Source organism: Dyella silvatica, from assembly GCF_026283955.1.
GTDB classification, from domain to species: domain Bacteria; phylum Pseudomonadota; class Gammaproteobacteria; order Xanthomonadales; family Rhodanobacteraceae; genus Dyella_C; species Dyella_C silvatica.
In genome coordinates this window covers 108,909-127,640 of the sequence record NZ_JAPDPE010000001.1, presented here as the reverse complement: position 1 = coordinate 127,640, position 18,732 = coordinate 108,909, and the positions used below count along the sequence as shown (strand labels likewise).

Annotated in this window: 19 protein-coding genes; 6 read left to right on the top strand and 13 right to left on the bottom strand. The window is 61.9% G+C overall.

The features are described 5' to 3' along the window. Positions 1-245 precede the first annotated feature (245 nt). Complete coding sequence (locus tag OUZ52_RS00515; RefSeq protein WP_266156352.1) at positions 246-2,267, bottom strand: PA domain-containing protein; 2,022 nt, start codon at positions 2,265-2,267, stop codon at positions 246-248. Then, positions 2,264-2,731 carry a post-PEP-CTERM-1 domain-containing protein gene (locus OUZ52_RS00510; RefSeq protein ID WP_266156351.1) on the bottom strand — a complete coding sequence of 156 codons (468 nt, stop codon included), beginning with the start codon at positions 2,729-2,731 and terminating at the stop codon, positions 2,264-2,266. The genes OUZ52_RS00515 and OUZ52_RS00510 overlap by 4 nt, the downstream gene beginning before the upstream one ends. 699 nt (positions 2,732-3,430) lie before the next feature. Here OUZ52_RS00510 and OUZ52_RS00505 point away from each other — a divergent pair. Continuing rightward, complete coding sequence (locus OUZ52_RS00505; RefSeq protein ID WP_266156350.1) at positions 3,431-4,219, top strand: TatD family hydrolase; 789 nt, start codon at positions 3,431-3,433, stop codon at positions 4,217-4,219. A 32-nt stretch (positions 4,220-4,251) separates the two neighbouring features. Here the strand turns inward: OUZ52_RS00505 and OUZ52_RS00500 are convergent, their stop codons facing one another. From OUZ52_RS00500 to OUZ52_RS00480, 5 genes are all read right to left on the bottom strand, one after another. Then, entirely contained in the window at positions 4,252-4,788 is a 537-nt protein-coding gene (locus OUZ52_RS00500; protein WP_266156349.1) for a pseudouridine synthase, read from the bottom strand. A gap of 13 nt (positions 4,789-4,801) precedes the next feature. Continuing rightward, entirely contained in the window at positions 4,802-5,686 is an 885-nt protein-coding gene (locus tag OUZ52_RS00495) for a class I SAM-dependent methyltransferase (RefSeq protein WP_266156348.1), read from the bottom strand. Positions 5,687-5,736: 50 nt separating this feature from the next. Continuing rightward, on the bottom strand, positions 5,737-6,399 hold the full coding sequence (locus OUZ52_RS00490) for an NYN domain-containing protein (protein WP_266156347.1): 663 nt from the start codon (positions 6,397-6,399) through the stop codon (positions 5,737-5,739). A 192-nt stretch (positions 6,400-6,591) separates the two neighbouring features. Then, the gene (locus OUZ52_RS00485) at positions 6,592-7,704 is read right to left on the bottom strand and encodes an S-(hydroxymethyl)glutathione dehydrogenase/class III alcohol dehydrogenase (RefSeq protein ID WP_266156346.1); all 1,113 of its coding nucleotides are present in this window, start codon (positions 7,702-7,704) and stop codon (positions 6,592-6,594) included. Positions 7,705-7,799: 95 nt separating this feature from the next. After that, complete coding sequence (locus OUZ52_RS00480; RefSeq protein WP_266156345.1) at positions 7,800-8,702, bottom strand: LysR substrate-binding domain-containing protein; 903 nt, start codon at positions 8,700-8,702, stop codon at positions 7,800-7,802. 106 nt (positions 8,703-8,808) lie between these two features. On the opposite strand from OUZ52_RS00480, the gene OUZ52_RS00475 reads away from it, so the two are divergent. Both OUZ52_RS00475 and OUZ52_RS00470 read left to right on the top strand, forming a co-directional pair. After that, positions 8,809-9,003 (top strand): hypothetical protein, encoded by a 195-nt coding sequence (locus tag OUZ52_RS00475; protein ID WP_266156344.1) that lies wholly within the window; start codon positions 8,809-8,811, stop codon positions 9,001-9,003. A gap of 78 nt (positions 9,004-9,081) precedes the next feature. After that, positions 9,082-10,026, top strand: coding sequence for an aldo/keto reductase (locus OUZ52_RS00470; protein ID WP_266156343.1), 945 nt, complete (start codon positions 9,082-9,084; stop codon positions 10,024-10,026). A gap of 83 nt (positions 10,027-10,109) precedes the next feature. Here the strand turns inward: OUZ52_RS00470 and OUZ52_RS00465 are convergent, their stop codons facing one another. Beyond that, positions 10,110-10,679, bottom strand: coding sequence for a TetR/AcrR family transcriptional regulator (locus tag OUZ52_RS00465; protein ID WP_266156342.1), 570 nt, complete (start codon positions 10,677-10,679; stop codon positions 10,110-10,112). A 90-nt stretch (positions 10,680-10,769) separates the two neighbouring features. On the opposite strand from OUZ52_RS00465, the gene OUZ52_RS00460 reads away from it, so the two are divergent. Both OUZ52_RS00460 and OUZ52_RS00455 read left to right on the top strand, forming a co-directional pair. Then, entirely contained in the window at positions 10,770-11,237 is a 468-nt protein-coding gene (locus OUZ52_RS00460) for a nuclear transport factor 2 family protein (RefSeq protein ID WP_266156341.1), read from the top strand. Positions 11,238-11,401: 164 nt separating this feature from the next. After that, complete coding sequence (locus OUZ52_RS00455; protein WP_266156340.1) at positions 11,402-12,340, top strand: hypothetical protein; 939 nt, start codon at positions 11,402-11,404, stop codon at positions 12,338-12,340. A gap of 68 nt (positions 12,341-12,408) precedes the next feature. Here the strand turns inward: OUZ52_RS00455 and OUZ52_RS00450 are convergent, their stop codons facing one another. The 3 genes from OUZ52_RS00450 to OUZ52_RS00440 all read right to left on the bottom strand — a co-directional run bounded on the left by OUZ52_RS00450 (position 12,409) and on the right by OUZ52_RS00440 (position 14,656). Further along, a complete protein-coding gene (locus tag OUZ52_RS00450; protein WP_266156339.1) occupies positions 12,409-13,458 on the bottom strand; it encodes a TraB/GumN family protein in 1,050 nt (349 codons plus the stop codon). 348 nt (positions 13,459-13,806) lie between these two features. Further along, entirely contained in the window at positions 13,807-14,145 is a 339-nt protein-coding gene (locus OUZ52_RS00445) for a LysR substrate-binding domain-containing protein (protein ID WP_425493747.1), read from the bottom strand. Next, positions 14,138-14,656, bottom strand: coding sequence for a LysR family transcriptional regulator (locus OUZ52_RS00440; RefSeq protein WP_266156337.1), 519 nt, complete (start codon positions 14,654-14,656; stop codon positions 14,138-14,140). The genes OUZ52_RS00445 and OUZ52_RS00440 overlap by 8 nt, the downstream gene beginning before the upstream one ends. Positions 14,657-14,741: 85 nt before the next feature. Between OUZ52_RS00440 and OUZ52_RS00435 the strand changes: the two genes are divergently transcribed. Beyond that, entirely contained in the window at positions 14,742-15,821 is a 1,080-nt protein-coding gene (locus tag OUZ52_RS00435) for a zinc-binding dehydrogenase (protein ID WP_266156336.1), read from the top strand. 97 nt (positions 15,822-15,918) lie between these two features. On the opposite strand, the gene OUZ52_RS00430 is transcribed toward OUZ52_RS00435, so the two are convergent. Continuing rightward, positions 15,919-16,233, bottom strand: a complete 315-nt coding sequence (locus OUZ52_RS00430) for a PepSY domain-containing protein (RefSeq protein ID WP_266156335.1) — start codon at positions 16,231-16,233, stop codon at positions 15,919-15,921. A 216-nt stretch (positions 16,234-16,449) separates the two neighbouring features. After that, a complete protein-coding gene (locus OUZ52_RS00425) occupies positions 16,450-18,687 on the bottom strand; it encodes an NADP-dependent isocitrate dehydrogenase (protein WP_266156334.1) in 2,238 nt (745 codons plus the stop codon). Positions 18,688-18,732 lie beyond the last annotated feature (45 nt).

The window sequence follows — 18,732 nt, the reverse complement described above, 5'->3', positions numbered from 1 at the left end:
GGCCGGGGCTCGCCCGAGTCACATCCACGGCATGGCGCGGATGAAGTCCAACGTGCATGCCTCCAGCGAAGGTGCCATGGCATACCCCCGTTTGAAGCTCACACTGATTGCGTTAGGGCGCCGTCCTCCTACGGGTCTCGATGTTTCTCCGTCGGCCTGACCGATCGCGACGCTACCCAGCAGGCCAGATCTCGGTACCCCCGCGCCGCTAGCTGCGGCGCGGGAGCCACCCTGTCGCACAAACATCAAGGTACGGTGTAGTTGCCCTGTACACTGACGCCGGCAAACGCTTTTACGCCGATGAGTTTCAGGTAATAGGTGCCGGCGGCTGGACGCGCCACCACCACCGACTGGCTATTGCCGCTGCGTTCCGATCGGTAGGTGTTGTCGGTGGCGGTCGGTATCGAGCCCAGTTTTACGTACAGCGACACATCGCCACTGCCGCCAAAGGTGCGCAAGTTCAAGGCGCGGGCACCGGCGGGTACGTCGAGCTTGTAAACCAGTACGCCATCGGCTGCACCGGACTGGCCGCTCAATGTCACGCCATTGCTGAGTGCTACCGCTGTCGGCTCGGCGGGTGTACCGCCACCGCTGCCCCATGCGGTGTACTGCTTTTGCAGCTCGGCATCGCTAAGGCACGCATTGAGGCTGCTGGCCTGCGCCTGGGTAATCAGCCCGTTGGCGGCCAGATTCGCGGCGTAAGTCTGCATCGCAGTGCGATAGTCAGCCAGGCTTGCCGCGCCAGCGGCGGCAGTCTTCGCATTACCCAGCACATTGGCACCGATGATGACGCCACCGGGCACCAAGGTCGGGATGCCGCTATCGCAAGTCAGCAACTTCTGCGTGGTGTAGTTGAGCTTCCAACCAAGATCCTGGAACAGCGCGGGGGTCAGATCCAGATCGATCTGCCCGACCAGGGACTCGTTGATCGCATACTCCATCAACGCATTCGGGGTCAGCCGGGTGTCGTAATGAGAGAACGACGATCCCCGGGCCAGCGTCGTTGGCGCATACAACTTCACACGACCCTCGGCGTCGGCGCCGGCAAGAGTGTCACCAAGACCGACGCCATTGGCGGTGAGACCGACAAGATTCGCCTTGAGCTCGTTGCCATCGAGTTGGCTGACCATTCCCACCGGAATGGTCACAAACCGCCCCAACAAGCCGCCGCCAGGAGTCATTACACCGCTCCGGTCATTGACCAGCAACACGCCCGTGGCGCCTGCGGCCTGGGCTTTGAGTGCCTTGGACACGATTTCGCAATTGCCGCGATCGATCAGCGCAATACGCCCGGATAGTTCGGCCGCATTGGTCAACACCGCACAGCTGTCATACAGATTGGCGCCCGAAACCGCCTGCACGATCGGGCCGGTGAAATTGCTATCTGTCGCCGCCGGCCCAAAAGTGGCCTGCGAAAACTCGTAGCTGCCAGCCGCCGCCGCGGGTGCGCTGATTCTCACCGCCGACGTACGCTGCAAGGCATCCGGCGCCTGTACGGTGACAAGCCTACCGGTAAACACCAGGTTGTCGTCATTCCGCACCGAGGCAATGCGCTCATTTTCAGTCAGGTCGTAAAACTTCTTGTTTTGCGTGTTATCGAACACGAAGGTGGAATAAATATCCGGGCGCCTTACGTCGTCATCACCCTCCAGCTGCTGACCCGTGGCCAGATTGTTGAAGCCGGAGAAGCCCAGGCCATGGGCCATTTCATGCAGCACGACGTTGAGGAAATTGATTTGACCGGAAGGCGTCTTGCCATCCAGGCCGAAATACCAGGACATGCCTTCCATGCAGCCGGAGCTACCCATCTTGCCGTTGAACCGGCTTTGGATATCCGCCTCGCCGGCATCGATATCTTCGCCGGCCAGTGCGTCGCTCAGCGCCGAGTGGTACCACACGCCGCTCAACGCGCCTGCCGGCGGGGGATTCTTGAAAAAAAAGGTACCCTTGGTGCCCGCCGAACCCAGCACGCCGGTATCCGCGGTGCAGGCGAGCTCCTTGAATGTCGCGTTGTTGATGATCGGCACATCGCTCTTAAGCACCGCGCCCCACAGATCCGCTGCAAACCGAAACACGATCAGGGCCTGTTCGCCGCGCGTCTTGCCCGGATTGCCGCCTACCGCTGACGTCGGAGTGGGGTCATCCAAGCCTTTTTTGGTGCCGACGTCTTGATTGACGATGCGAATATCGGCGGCGGACACCGTGCCGGCGCCGGCCACCAGGCCTGCGGCCAGCAAGGCACTGAAGATCAAATGACGACGGCTCATCGCACCACCTCCTGTGTCTTCGACGCAGGCTGCCCGGCGGCCTCGCCATCGTGATGAATGCGCAGGCTGCCATCCGCTTGCTGTTCGGCCACCAGGTTGCTGACCAGGCTTTCAGGCAGATCCATGCCGACGACTTCCGTGCCATTGCGCAGGCGCAAGGTGCGCGTCGTAGCCTTGGCGTCCTGTTCGGTCAGTGGGCGCACAAAGGTATTGCCGCTCATGGCAGCTGCCCGGCTCTGCTGTTGCGCGTTTTGCTGCATGGCCTTGGACAAAGCCTCGCGCTCGGCTGCCGTCGGCTCACGCAGCCGGCCGGTGGCCGGATCGATCGCCACTTGCACACCCTGCACAGTCACCGACTGTGGCGCGGTCTGCGCCGGTGTTTTCTCAGCCGCGATGGCCCCGCCGATCAGCAACGGCCCGGCCAATGTCAGGCTCAATACCTGGCCCCAGATTCTCGTACGCATGAATATTCCTCCCGTCAAAGATATGGAGCCGGCTATCGACTCCGCGCAGATCGCGACCAGGCCGGTAAGGTCCCGCCGGCCGCGTTTTCGCTGGACAAAAAACACCGTGCCGCGGCTTGCCTTGGAGGCCACGCGGTTGATGATTTGAGTACCTGCTGCTGCCCCTCGCGATGACCGTGCCGTCATCGACAACAACCGGCGCCACGCGACGCAACGCGTGAAGCCAGCGCCATTTGCCGCCACGGAAAAGCGTTCTGTTGGGTCGGTTACGCGGTGAACAACGCGACTATCCATGCGCCTCACCATCAACCCGACGAACCGTGCCGCACGTGCTTGCCATGCTCCATCGACGCCATCACCGGATCGTTTGAATCAACGGCAATAACAAAGGCGTACGCTGCATGCTCCGTTTCGTGCTCCATCTCGACCCTCCAAGGTCGATCGAACCGTTTAGCGCGATCGCAAGAGCCAAAATCGCGGGCTCCGCGTGCTATCTGAGCCTGCTCCAGCGACTCGCGGCGGCGTCAAAAAATTGACGGCGTGGATTCAACCTAACAGCAATTTCTTGCGAAGGTCAACAAGAAATTACGCTGATGCGTAGCCTCCATCCGTTGCCTGTGCGGCACAACGCAACGGCCAAGGCAGTTGCATGACCGGCTCAGCCAAGGACAATGCGTGCTTTGATTGAATGGCTATCCCATGCAGTTGCTCGACATTGGCGCCAACCTCACACATGAGTCGTTTCACCATGATCTCGATGCCGTACTGCAGCGCGCGCAGGCGCATGGCGTGACCCAAATGGTCGTCACCGGCGCTTCGCGTGACGGCAGCACGCATGCTCTTGCGCTGGCGCGGCAGCACCCGGGCGAGTTGTATGCGACCGCAGGCGTGCATCCCCACCACGCGGTCGATTACGACGACGCCACCGACGCCTTGCTGCGCGAACTGGCGCAGCAGCCCGAAGTGCGCGCCGTCGGCGAAACCGGGCTGGATTACCACCGCAATTACTCACCACGCGAGGTGCAGCTTGCGGTGTTCGAGCGTCAATTGCAGATCGCCGTGGATATGCACAAACCGGTGTTTCTGCATCAGCGTGACGCGCATGACGACTTCATCGCCTTGCTGCGCCGTTATCGCAGCCAAGTGCCTGCGGCGGTGGTGCATTGCTTTACCGATACCGGTACGGCGCTGCGCGATTATCTGGCGCTGGATTGCCACATCGGCATCACCGGGTGGATTTGCGATGAACGCCGTGGCACCCATCTGCGCGAACTGGTGCGCGAGATTCCGGCGCATCGATTGATGATCGAAACCGATGCGCCTTATCTGCTGCCGCGCACCGTGCGTCCACACCCGGCGCACCGGCGCAACGAGCCGATGTATCTACGGCATATCTGCGAGGAGATCGCCCGCGACCGTGGCGAAACCGCGGCAGAGACAGCGGCGCATAGCACGGCAACGGCCAAGGCATTTTTTGGTATCGAGTAGCGCGGCATCCCTTGCGGCGACATGCAAGGGAGTTACTTACTCAGCAGACGCGTCTGGCCCGGCGCCAGACCATCCAGCGCGTAGCCGCCTACGCGCAAGCGGATCAGCCGCAAGGTGGGAAAACCCACCGCGGCGGTCATCCGCCGTACTTGCCGGTTACGACCCTCGCGCAAGGTGATGCTCAGCCAGCTCGTGGGAATGCTTTTGCGAAAGCGCACCGGCGGATCACGTGGCCATAATCCGTCGGGCTCGCCGGCACGCTCGGCACCGGCCGGCAGAGTCAGGCCATCGTTAAGCGTCACGCCACGGCGCAGTGCGGCGATGGCCTCGTCGCTGACCTCACCCTCCACCTGCACCAGATAGGTCTTGGGCTGCTTATGCCGTGGATCGGTCAGCTTGTGCGCCAGGCCGCCATCGTCGGTAAGCAATAGCAAACCTTCGCTGTCGTGATCCAGCCGCCCGGCCGGATAGACGTCTTTTTGTGTAACGAACTCCGCCAGCGTGCGGCGTCCATCGACATCGCTGAACTGGCAAAGCACGCCGTACGGCTTGTTCAAAGCAATCAGCACGGCGATACCTGAATCAATGCGCCGACGACGACGCCTCGGGCTTGACGAAGCGCAATGTCATGCGATCCGACTCGCCAATGGCCTGGTATTTCGCCTTGTCCTGATCACCCAGGGTAAGTGTGGGCGGCAAGGTCCATACCCCCTTGGCGTAGTCCTTGGTGTCCTTCGGATTGGCGTTGATCTCGCTTTGCTCGTCCAGCTTGAAGCCGGCATCGGTCGCCAACTTGATCACATAAGCGGTCGGCAGGTAACCGCTTTGCTTGACCGACTCCATGCTGGCCTTGTCCGCGGCACGATGATCGACGACGCCGAGCACGCCACCGGGACGCAAGGCGGCATAAAACCCCTTGAACATCGCCGGCGCGTTATCGGCCATCACCCAGTTGTGCACATTGCGGAAGGTCAACACCACATCGGCCGAACCCGGCGCGCCGAACACAGGCGCCTTGGCGTCGAATTCGACAAAACTGGCCTTGCCGTAATGGGCGGCATCCGCCGCGAACTTCTGATGCAGGGCCTGCGCATCCTTGCCCTGCTCGCTGCCCGCGGACGACTTCTTCAGCGCGACGATGTACTGGCCGTTGTCGTGCAAAAGCGGAGCAAGAATCTCGCTATACCAGCCGCCGCCGGGGGTGATCTCGATCACTGTCTGGTCCGGCCGCACGCCGAAGAACTGCAAGGTGGCCTTGGGGTGGCGGTAAACGTCACGGGCACGGTTTTGCTCCGAGCGCCAGCTGCCAGCCAACACCGTATCCAGTTGCGTCGCGGTGAAATCCTTGGCGCTGGTCGGCGGCACCAGGTCGCCGGCGGGCTGATCCTGCGCGTTGACGGGCGTGGAAGTACCGCTGCATGCGGCCAGCAGCAAGGCGGCCAACCCTAGTGTGATCGGGCTTTTCATCGACAAATCCTTAGGCGGCGTAGAGGTAATGGGCGGCAGGCTAGCACGCATCAGAAAGGCCGCGGGCAGACTGATTGCAGACCATCGATATGTTCGTGCAGATCCGGCGCAATGCCTTGCCACATCGGGTCGAGAATAAAATCGATGCCTTCGTAGCGAGCCAGCTTGGCGGCCGGAATGAAATCCGCATCGCCGGCGATCAGGATGATCTGGTCGACCAGCTTCTTGTAGGTCAGCGCGGCGATATCGATGCCGATTTTCATATCGACCTGGGTTTGCCGCATATCCGGCTCGAAATGCTCATCGCCCAGCTCGTCCCAGACCAAGGCGCCGTCGCGCAGTTGCTGATACGCATGCCGCTTGAGCTGCCATTCGCCACGCTCGGCCAAGCGACCGAGGCGCAAGGCCATTTTGCGTTGGCGGCGCAGCTGATCATGCAGATCGCGGCGAAACGCGGCCGAGCCGGTGCGTGAAAAATCGATGCTTTCGCCGCTGATCGGCTTGATGAAGCTTTTTTCCAGTGGCGGACAGTCATAGAAAAAAATCCGATACAGCGCTTCGCGCGGGCGATCCACCGCTTTCAAATGCTCCAGCGCCATGCCAAATACCGTCTTGGCTACGGTGCGTGCATCGTTGGCATCGCGATCGCCCCAGACCTTGCGGTATCGGGCAAGAAAAAAAGCGCCGTCGACGAGGATGGCGGTGCTATTCATAGATATTCCTTATAAGGTCTTGCTAAGGGTCTTGCCGGCATAAAACGAATGGAAACACCGCCCACGATAAGCCCGGCGGCTGGCGCGCATTCTACTACAGGATGCTCTATAGATCAGAGCATCCTTAAGGACGCCGCGATACGACGCATCACGGGCGGCTGGCCCTGGCCGAGGGCGACCGCCCGGCCACGCTTAGTAGTGAATCACCGAGCGAATCACCTTGCCTTCATGCATCAGCTCGAAGGCTTCATTGATGCGCTCCAGCGGCAGCACCTCGGTGATCATTTCGTCAATTTTGATCTCGCCGCCCAGGTAGCGCTCGACGTAGCCGGGCAATTGTGAGCGGCCTTTCACGCCGCCAAACGCGCTACCGCGCCAAACCCGGCCGGTCACCAGCTGGAAGGGCCGCGTGCTGATTTCCTGCCCGGCACCCGCCACACCGATGATGATCGACTCACCCCAGCCCTTGTGGCAGCACTCCAAGGCGGAACGCATCACCTGGACGTTGCCGATGCATTCGAATGAATAGTCCACCCCGCCATCGGTGAGATCGACGATGACCTGCTGCACCGGCACCTCGGGGTAATCCCTGGGATTGACGAAATCGGTCGCGCCCAATGCCTTGGCCATCGCGAACTTATCCGGATTGGTGTCGACCACCACGATGCGTCCGGCCTTGGCCATCACCGCACCCTGCACCACCGACAGACCAATGCCACCCAGGCCGAATACCGCCACCGATGCGCCCGGCTCCACCTTGGCCGTGTTGAGCACGGCGCCGATGCCGGTAGTGATGCCGCAACCGAGCAGGCAGACTTTTTCCAGCGGCGCGGCCTTGTTGATCTTGGCTAGGGCGATCTCCGGCAGCACGGTGTACTCGCTAAACGTGCTGGTACCCATGTAGTGCAATAGCGGTTTGCCGTTGAGCGAGAAACGCGAGCTGCCATCCGGCATCAAACCCTGGCCCTGGGTGGCGCGGATCTTCTGGCACAGATTGGTTTTGCCGGAGCGGCAGAATTTGCACTCGCCGCACTCCGGCGTGTACAGCGGAATCACATGGTCGCCGACGCTGAGCGAGGTGACACCCGCGCCCACCTCCTCGACCACGCCACCGCCTTCATGGCCGAGAATCACCGGAAACATGCCTTCGGGATCGGCACCGGACAAGGTAAAGGCATCGGTATGGCAGACACCGGTGGCAACGATGCGCACCAGCACCTCGCCGGCCTTCGGCCCAGCGACATCCACTTCTTCGATCGACAAGGGCTTGCCTGCTTCCCAGGCCACGGCGGCGCGTGATTTCATCGTGGTTACCTCAATAGGTGCGTCGTTGCATGACGCAAAACGCTGATGATGACGTGTCCAAAGCGATGACGAAAGCGGCCCGTCGAGCGCACCGGCTACGGATGCCCGGACAGATGCGCCATCGATTGGTTATAGCTAACCGCCTCGGCATGAATCCAGTCGCGAAACACCCGCAAGCCGGTGTGATCTCTGGAACGCGCCGGATACACCAGGTAGTACGCCTCCGGAATATGCTGATAACGCTTGCCCAGCACATGCAGCAGGCCCGCATCGATCAACGGCCGCGCCATCACCATGCGCCCCAGCGCCACCCCCATGCCTTCCAGGGCGGCGCGCTGCAGCGCGTCGGTGGTATCGAATTTCGCCATATACCGCTTCGGCGCCTGGCCGCCGATATCGGCGAACCAATCCAGCCAACGGTTGCCCGGATCGCCAAGCAATGGCCATGCGCTGACATCGTCGGGGTCGGCGTCACGCATGCGCTGCAACAGCGAGGGCGCCACCACCGGGGCAATCCACTCATCGAACAGCTTTTCACTTTCGACCCCGGGCCAGACCCCGCGACCGTAGCGAATGACCACATCGACCGGGTCGCGCTCGAAGTCGACCAGGCTCGTACTGGATTGCAGGTTGAGTTCCAGCTCGGGATGCGCGGCAACCAGTCGGGCCAATCGCGGCACCAGCCAGCTCGACATCACGCTGGGCAACGTATTGATGGTCAACGCCTCCTCGCGGCGGCAGCGATAATTGGCCAGCGCACGGTCGATCCCCTCGAAATGATGCGCAACGGCCTCCTGCAAGCGACGCCCCTCCGGCGTGAGCTGCACGCCACGCGGCCCGCGATCGAACAGCTTGCGCTCGACCCGCTGTTCGAGCTGGCGAATCTGATGACTAAGCGCGCTGACCGTGAGGTTGGCCTGCTCGGCCGCGCGCGACAGATTGCCCAGCCGCGCGGCTTGCACGAATTGCTGCAACAGGTCCAGCGAAATACGTGACATCTTGAATCCCCTTCAAGTCTGGCTTGCGAATATATCGCTTTTTGGCGGCCTCCAAGACGCCTATCTTGAGCGCACTGCCAAGGGGCAGACCGCCTGGGAGGGTGTTATGAGTTCGCTTTGGACCGACCTGTTGTTCTTGCATGGACATATCAGCAATGCCGACCTTGCCCGCCGTTTGAGCGAAGCCAAGCCGGCGCAAAGCAAGCCGCGCGGGCAGCGTGTCACAGCAGCCGAGAGTCAGGCCCGGCCTGGCGCCAAAAGCGCCAGCCCGAGCTGCCATGGAGCTTGCGCGGCGACTTGATTCCCACTCAAACCGCTACCACCTCAAACGGATGCCCGGCGCAGCTTGCGGCGGGCCTTCTTTATGAGGAATCTGTGCATGCAGCTGCGCCCACTCGGCAAGTCACCGCTTGCCATTGCACCGCTGGCCTTTGGTGGCAACGTGTTTGGCTGGAGCGCCGATCAAAAGCGCTCATTCGAATTGCTCGACGCCTTTGTCGGCGCGGGCTTCAACCTGATCGACACCGCCGACGTCTATTCCGCCTGGGTCCCCGGCAACCGCGGCGGCGAATCGGAAACCATCATCGGCAACTGGCTCAGGCGCAGTGGCAAGCGCCAGCAGGTGGTGCTGGCGACCAAGGTATCCAAATGGGTGGAGCACCGGGGCTTGTCGCCGGTGAATATCCAGAAAGCCGTCGATGGCTCGCTGCAACGCCTGCAAACCGATCACATCGACCTGTATCAAGCACACGATGACGACGCCAGCGTGCCACTGGCAGAAACCCTGGGTGCGTTTGGACGGCTGATCGAGCAAGGCAAGGTGCGCGCCATCGGCGCCTCCAACTATTCGGCTGACCGTTTTGCCGAGGCCTTGGCGGCGTCCAAAAAACATGGCTTGCCGCGCTATGAAAGCCTGCAGCCGGAATACAACCTGGTCCATCGCCAAGGTTATGAGCAGGCGCTGGAGCCGCTGATTCGCAGCGAGAACATCGGCGTGATCAACTATTACGCGCTGGCCAGCGGTTTTCTCAGCGGCAAATACCGCAGCGCGGCGGACCTGGGCAAAAGCGCCGCACGCGGCGGCTCGGTGGAAAAATATCTCAACCCACACGGCCTGGGCATTCTGGCCGCCCTCGACCGCGTCGCCGCCACGCATGGCGCCAGCGTGGCGCAAGTGGCGCTGGCCTGGTTGATCGCCCGCCCCGGAGTCACCGCGCCGATCGCCAGCGCCACCAGCGTGGAACAACTGCAGGAGTTGCTCGGTGCGGTGACATTGAAGCTGAGCCAGGACGAGATCGCGCAGCTCGATCTGGCCAGCGCCTGAGCCTTGAGGTGGCTGGCCGGTGCGCCAGCCACCTCACGCTGCTGTCGCATGCTTCACCCACATAGACACGACGCGAGGCGACACTAAAACGAAGCCAGCAAGCGGGTGAGCGATTTCAGCGCATCGCTCGCATCTTCGTCGTACTGCGCGCGGACCAGGGCGCCATCGATAGCCACCGCCATCGCCAACGCATCGGCCTTGGCGTGGCGTGTCGCCGGCAGCCCGGCCACCAGCGCATCGACCATCGTCTGTTTATGGCGTTGGGTTATTTGATGGACCTCGGGCAGCGCGCCGCCCAGCTCGATCACGCTGTTGATAAAGGCGCAGCCGCGAAAATCCTCACTCGCGAACCACTCGCTCATGGCGGCCACCACGGCAGCAGCCAACGGCTTGCCACGTGCGCCATGCCGCTTCAAGGCATCGATGAACCAGTCGATCCAGCGCTGATGCCGGTAGGCCAGATAGGCCAGCACCAGGTCGTCCTTGCTGGGGAAGTGACGATAAAAGGTGACCTTGGTAACGCCCGCCTCGGCGATCACCCGATCGATCCCGGTGGCGCGCACGCCGTCGCGATAGAACAGATCGTGCGCTGTTTGCAGGATGCGATCGCGCGCGGCGGGCGGCGTCGATTCGGCCCATGGTTGGCTAGTCATGGCTGCATGGTAGACAGATCTGTCTACAAGCGCTAGCCTGAACTAAGTAGACAGACCTGTCTACATACGCCATCAGCTCGTCGAGGACTTATGTCATCCCGCCCACCGCTCCCGCCGTTCACCGCCGAAACCGCCGCGCAAAAAGTACGACTGGCTGAAGATGCCTGGAACAGCCGCGATCCCGAACGCATCGTCCTGGCCTATAGCGAGGACACGCATTGGCGCAATCGCGCCGAATTTCTCGACGGCCGCGATGCGGCACGACTGTTCCTGCAACGCAAATGGGGCCGCGAGCTGGACTACCGGCTCATCAAGGAACTATGGACCTACGCCGGCAACCGCATCGCCGTGCGTTTTGCCTACGAATGGCATGACGATTCCGGCCACTGGTTTCGCAGCTATGGCAACGAGAATTGGCGATTCGATGATGCGGGCCTGATGACGCATCGCCACGCCAGCATCAACGACACCCCCATCCGCGAAGACCAGCGCCGTTTGCACTGGCCCTTGGGTCGCCGCCCGGATGACCACCCTGGCCTCAGCGATTGCGGCTTTTGAGGTTTCACCCCCTCGATCGCCCATGCCGCATCTGCGGCGTCCTGGCCCGGTACTTTGGCGACGTCTGCACGGGTAGCATAAGCACGGATAAATCAACGCCATCCCACAAAAACCCAGGATCCTCGCCATCGTGTCGACGACTGGAGAGAGGCAGGAAAGCCAGCATGAGTCGCAAAAAAACCAAGAGATACCCGCTCGCACTAGTGATCTGCCTGCTCGGAGTGGCTTGCGCCGCCTGGGCGGATGGGAAGCGAGTGATCCCACGCAGTGAACAAGTCAATGAAGGCTATGTCTCATCACAGTTGTTGCTCAAGCCCTGCCTGGACATCCACACACTAAGCGACGCCCCGGATGAGGCCACGCTCAAAAGCGTCGCCGAAGCACGGAAGGCCTTGCCGGCGGCTGCCTGCGACGATGCGCTGCTGAGGGAACAGCTTTTCAAGGCGCGCTTTCTCCAATACGCCACGATCGGGATGGTGAATGACCCATGGAATCTCGATGCGAAAATGGCCGCGCAGAATCAGGCGATTGGCCAGTGCAAAGACCTGAAATGCCTGGCACGCGAACTGGACGCGACCATCGCCGCGCTATCACCCGTATACCTTGGCACTGACCGCACATGGCCGCGAAGCAAGGGTCTGTGCGATGCCGATTCGGTGGATACGCCAGCCCTCACGGCACTGGCCTCGCTGGACTCCGATTCACGCAAAGGGATCAAGAATGACTGCGGCGAAGAGGCGGTGACCGCACAGACCTGTCAGGGTCCGCACGGCAAGTTGTTATTTGTCAGCTGTGCGATGGAGGGCAATCAGGTCAACGCACCGCAATGGCTTTACCGTAGCGGCAACACAAAGCCCGAGCCCTTGCTCGCCGTCACCGATGGCCCGCTTGGCGTCATGGAGAGCAGCTGCAACGGTATGCCCGACCTGCTCACGGGCGCCCGCATCAGCATGGGCGAGCATGAGGATAGTTTTTACCGCTATGACGGCCGTCAGTATCAGCTCGTGTATGCCTATACCTCGACCTTTGTCGGCACCGACGATAACGGCAACGATCTCGCCATCGCGCAGGGCCAACCGAGCACCAAGGTGGTTTGCCGATAAGTGCCCTGAGATGCCGAGCACGCGAGCGGCCTGGCGGCGAGCCAGCCAGGCCGTTCTTTAAAGCCTGCTCAAGGAGTGGTGTCTTGTTCGTCCGGCGCCTGCACGGTGTAGCCCTTCGCCTTGAGCTTGGCCAGGTAGCTATCGGGGCCCAGCACTTCGTCCATCGGCAGCAAGGCGAAGGTTTGCGTGTTATTGGTCAACGCCTGCTCGGCAGCCCCGATCCATATCCCCTCGACCCGTTGCGGCAGGTCGTTGAGGCCAAGTTTCTTGGCGAAGCCGGCCTCGGTGACCGCGGCAATGCAGGCCTCGCGCTGATCGTGCAGGGGCAGCGTGCGCAAAATTTCGATATCGCCCGTGGCCCACGCATTGGCACGTGCGGTGATACCGCCCAATGAATGTTCGAGACCGCTGATGACGCCGCTGAAGCAGGCCTGATCGTCCATCGCCGAGCTCTTAAAGGTTTTCACCGCCTCGCGCGGCTTGGCGATCGCCAGCTTGTAGTCGGTCTTGGTGAGCTTGATGCCATGTTTGTTGGCCAGGTCGCGGATGGTGTTTTTCACGCCACCCGAGGCGCTGAGGCCGGTCTGCTTGATCGCCTTGTCGTAAAGCTCGGTCGCCGCGAAGATCGGCCGCCAGCGCTCGATGCCGCTGTCCCTGCCGATGTATTGCTGCTTGAGCACCAGCCAGCGCGCGTAGGAGTCCGGCGTGACCAATTGCCGCAGGCTGGCGCCATCCGGGCTTTTGCGCGCGCCGATCAGGCTGGGCAGCAAGAACAGTTTGCCGAAGAAACCCACATCCGCCTTGATCTGCACCCGCGGCGGCTCCAGCACCTCTTGCGATTGCGCGATGACTTGCTCCACATCGTCGGTTTTCCACTGCATGTGATCGGGCAGCGGCGATAAGGTGCCCAGCACCCACATCACATGATCGCCCTTGCTGACTTTCCACAGCCCTGGCCCGGGCTGTACGCCGCTGACTACGACCGCTTCCAGATTGGCCACCGAGGTGACCGGCGCGGGCGCGGGCGCGGCAGTGGCCGCGGTGGTAGCCGCAGTCTGGGCGAACGCCGGCACCAGGCCGGATAACGCGAACAGTGCGACAAACAAGGACGGGCGCATGGGATGCTCCATGGGGAATGGGGGAGCCAGGGGGCGCGAAGGCGTCCCAGCCGGTGCGCCACAAAAGCCTGCGCTCAGACTCAAGCATCGCATGACAAGTTCCAGGCGGCGTAGGTCGCCAGTCATCCATCGAAGCGCTGTCGGTGGTCGCCAGTGCGCCACCGTTCAGGCCGTATCGACACGCTGCCTGGCGAATCATTCAAGCGGCGCAAGGGCGCATGCCGTCGCTCTGCGCTGCGCGAATGAAGAACAAAGCATGCTGCGGATTCCATCTCGACAAGCGGCCAAGCCAGACCGGCAAACCTGCCTGCATGAACTACCCGGGCAGCGACGCTGATCGCGGGCAGGTCATGCCGTGTAGAGCGTGCAAAGCGCATCCCTGAGCCAACGTATCGCCGGGTCGGCGTGATTGCGCGGGTGCCATGCCGCAAACAGGGAAAAACCGCCGGCCCGAAACGGTAACTCGAAGGTGTCCAGCCGATCGGCGTAACGGCTGGCGAAACGACTCGGCAAGGTCGACACATAGTCGCTGCTGCAAAGCAGCTCGGCTGCAAGCGCAAAGCTTTGCACCGACAGCACCACCTCGCGCATACGGCCCAGCTGCTCCAGGTGCTCGTCCATATAGCCATGAAAACTGCCGCCGCTGGTCGAAACCAGCACGTGCCTGAGCGCGCAGTAGCTATCCAGATCGAGCGCATGCGAGCCGCGCGGGCGGCACCATGCGTTCTGAACCGATCAACAAATCGATGTCGCCACGCTCCAGCTGACCGGCGATCCGCTCCAGGTCAGCCATGACGAAGGCTACCCGCACCCCGGCGCCGGCCACCTGCGGCAAACGCTCCATCAAACGCAAACCCAGCACAGCGGTGGCCTGGTCATTGGCGGCGATCACGAAGCGCCGCGAGTCGGTATGCGGATCGAAGCTGGGGCGATATCTGACCACCGCCTCCAGATTCTTTAAGGCGGCGCGCAGCGGTTCGACCAGGGCCAGCGCGCGGGCGCTGGGAACCATGCCGCGACCGGTCTCGGCCGGTATCAACAGCGGGTCGTCGAAGATTTTCCGTAACCGGGCCAGCTGGGTCGAAACCGCCGGCTGGGTGAGGTGCAGACACGCCGCGGCGCGGGTTACGTTGCGCTCGGCCAGCAAGGCATCGAGTGACAACAGCAGGTTCAGATCGATGCCACGGAGATCAACCACGTTGATACGTCCAATACTGTTAATCAATTTCAAAGATAGATAGGCGCCGCCTACAGTTCAAGCATCCAAACCAAGGAGCGCTGTCATGAAAGCCTGGATCCTCGACCTACCCGGCCAGCCACTCGCCCTGCGTGAAGTCGCCGAAGCCACCGCTGGTGCCGGCTCGGTGCTGGTCCGCAGGGAGGCGGTGCCGCTGCTCAGCTACACCCGTGCGTATGTGGAAGGCCGGCTGCCTTACGCCTATCCGCCCGGCCCGTTCAGCCCGGGCACCAACGGCATTGGCCGCGTCATCGCCATCGGCGAAGGCGTGCATCATTTTCGCCCCGGCCAGCGGGTAGCGGTGAACCCTTACTGGGTTGCCGACGAGGCCGTGGCGGAACCGGCGCAAGCGCTGCTTGGACTGACCGGGATCAGTGCGGACAGCGGCCAGGTCATGACCGAGTTCCCGCACGGCACGCTACGTGAAATCGTCCATCTGCCCGCCTCGACGCTGATTCCACTGGATGGCCTGGAGCAGCAGCCGGCGGCGCGACTCGCTACGTTGGCCAAGTTCGTGATCCCCTTCGGCGGCCTGCGGCGAGGCCGGCTTGCCGCCGGCGAAACGGTGCTGATCAACGGCGCTGCCGGCTATTTCGGCTCAGCCGCCGTGCTGGCCGCACTCGCCCTGGGCGCGGCCAGAGTCGTCGCGATCGGACGACGCGCCGAACCGCTGCAGCGCCTGGCCGCGCTAGGCCAAGGGCGCGTCGACATCGTGCTGTTGTCCGGTGACGTGGAAGCCGATACGGCCAGCATCCGCCAGGCTGCCTGCGGCGGCGCCGATCTCGCCTTCGATATGGTCGGCCAGGCCAGCGATCCGAACAGCACCCTGGCCACCCTGAAAAGCCTGCGTCGCCGTGGCCGACTGGTGTTGATGGGCAGCATGCAGGCAACGCTGCCGATCCCATACGGCGAGATGCTGATCAACAATTGGGAATTGATCGGCCACTTTATGTACACGCCGGCGGACTACCTGGCCTTGTTGTCGCTGATCAAAGCCGGCTTGCTGTCGCTGGATGCGGTGGAGGTGAAAACCTATGCGTTCGCCGAGCTGGAATCGGCCATCGACGAAGCCGCTCGCAGGAGCGGCCTGCAATCGACGGTGGTGTGCCTGCCCGAGCTGAGCTAGTCAGCCAGCGGATAGCCACGCCGGCAGTCGCCTGGCGCACCAACTTGCCGACTGAACTCGAGGTTCCGGCAAGCTGGTGCATGGCCACCGCTTGCCATCAATCCTTATCGGTGCCTTCGACCGAATTTTCGAGAATCTTCCCGTCCTTGGCATCGACACCGACCTCATGGGTCCCGGCATCCGACTGGATATCGAAGGTATAGCGCAGGCCGCTGCCGCCGCTTTCTTTTTCCAATTCTTCCTTGACGATTTTTCCAGGGTAAGCCTTTAAAGCGATACTTCGGGCCTCAGGCATTTTGACGGTCGCCTGAGCATCGAGGCCGCTCTTCGGCGCCGCATACGCCTGCAGCATCGCGCCGGTCAGGGTCAGGCCGAACACGATGGAAGCTAGGTACGATTTACGCATGGTCATTCCTTCGGTGATTGAAGCCGGGTCAAGGGCTTGGAGAGGAATGACAACTTCGCAAGAAATACTTGGATCCTGCTTAGTGTCAGATGACCGTGTTGACTAGGGCCACCCGTCCAGCACTTTGCGGCGAACCTTGTTCCCTGGCATGCAGGCATAAAAAAACAGGGCGCCGGAGCGCCCTGCTTTCATACTCAGTCAACCCGACTTAGCGCCCGTCGATCAACGCGCCGCGACCAACGCCGCCAGCGCGGCGTTAAACGTGGCGCTCGGCCGCATCGCCTTGCTTACCAGCGCCAGGTTCGGGTGGTAATAGCCCTGGATATCGACCGGCTTGCCCTGGGCGCCGTTCAATTCGCCGACGATTACCGCTTCGTTGTCTTGCAGCGCTTTCGCCAAGGGCGCGAACTTCGCCTTCAACGCCGCGTCGTCGTTCTGCGCCGCCAGGGCCTCTGCCCAGTACAGCGCCAGGTAGAAGTGGCTGCCGCGATTGTCCAACTCGCCGACCTTGCGGGCCGGTGATTTGTTGTTGTCGAGGAACTTGCCATTGGCCTGGTCAAGAGTCCGTGCCAACACGCCGGCGCTGGCGTTGTTATAGCGGTTGCTCAGGTGTTCCAGCGATGCCGCCAGGGCCAGGAACTCGCCAAGTGAATCCCAGCGCAGGCAGTTCTCTTCCAGGAACTGCTGCACATGCTTGGGCGCGGAGCCACCGGCGCCGGTTTCGAACAATCCGCCGCCGGCCATAAGCGGAACGATGGACAGCATCTTGGCGCTGGTGCCCAGCTCCATGATCGGGAACAGGTCGGTCAAGTAGTCGCGCAGCACGTTGCCGGTGACGGAAATCGTATCCAGGCCCTGGCGAATGCGATCCAGCGAGAAGTGCGTGGCTTCCACCGGCGACATGATGCGGATGTCCAAACCATTCAAGTCGTGGTCTTTCAGATAACGCTCGACCTTCTTGATCATCTGCGCGTCGTGTGCGCGCTGCGGATCGAGCCAGAACACCGCTGGCGTGTTGCTCAGACGAGCACGGTTCACCGCCAGCTTGACCCAATCCTGGATCGGCGCGTCCTTGACCTGGCACATGCGCCAGATGTCGCCCGCCTCGACGGCATGCTCGATCAATACGCCGCCGGCAGCATCGATGACGCGCACCACACCATCGGCGGCGATCTGGAAGGTCTTGTCGTGCGAGCCGTATTCTTCGGCTTTCTGCGCCATCAGGCCGACATTGGGCACGCTGCCCATGGTGGTCGGATCGAACGCACCATGCGCTTTGCAGTCTTCAACCACGGCCTGATAGACGCCGGCGTAGCTGCGATCCGGGATCACCGCCTTGGTGTCTTGCAACTGGCCTTGGGCGTTCCACATTTTGCCGGAGTCACGAATCATCGCCGGCATGGAGGCGTCGACAATCACGTCGCTGGGCACATGCAGGTTGGTGATGCCCTTGTCGGAATTGACCATCGCCAGCACCGGGCGCTTGCTGTACTCGGCCTGGATATCGGCTTCGATTTCCGCCTGCTTGTCGGCCGGCAGCGACTTGATGCGCGCGTACAGATCGCCGATACCGTTATTGGCGTCGAAGCCGATCGTCTTCAGCGTATCGGCGTGCTTGCTCAGCACATCCTTATAAAACTCGTTGACCACCTGGCCGAACATGATCGGGTCGGAGACCTTCATCATGGTCGCTTTCAGATGCAGCGAGAACAGCACGTTCTGCTTCTTGGCATCCTCGATCTGCGCGTCGATGAAGCTGGCCAGCGCCTTCTTGCTCATCACGGCGGCGTCGATGATTTCACCGGCCGAGATCGCGGTCTTCTCTTTCAGCACCGCTTGGCTGCCGTCCTTGCCGAACCATTCGATCTTGACGTTGCCGGCCTGCTCGACCAGCACGGATTTCTCGCTACCGTAGAAATCGCCGCTCGCCATATGCGCCACGTGGGTTTTCGAATCGGCGCTCCAGGCGCCCATGCGATGCGGATGCTTGCGCGCATAGCTTTTCACCGAGGCCGGGGCGCGACGATCGGAATTGCCCTCGCGCAACACCGGATTCACCGCGCTGCCCTTGACCTTGTCATAGCGCGCCTTGATGTTCCAGTCGCTGACGTCCTTGGGCTCTTCGGGATAATCAGGCAGTGCATAGCCTTGCTGCTGCAGCTCTTTGATCGCGGCAATCAGCTGCGGCATCGATGCGCTGATATTGGGCAGCTTGATGATGTTCGCTTCCGGCGTGGTCGCCAGCTGGCCCAGCTCGGTCAGGTCGTCAGCGATTTTCTGCTCGTCTTTGAGCACGTCCGGGAACAACGAAATGATGCGTCCGGCCAACGAGATATCGCGGGTTTCCACCTGGATGCCGGCCGTGCCGGTGAAAGCATCGATGATCGGCAACAGCGATTGCGTTGCCAGGAACGGGGCTTCATCGGTCAGCGTGTAGATGATCTTCGGCGTGTGGGACATTCATGACCTCGTTGGCTACAGCATTGCAGGATGGAGAACGCGACC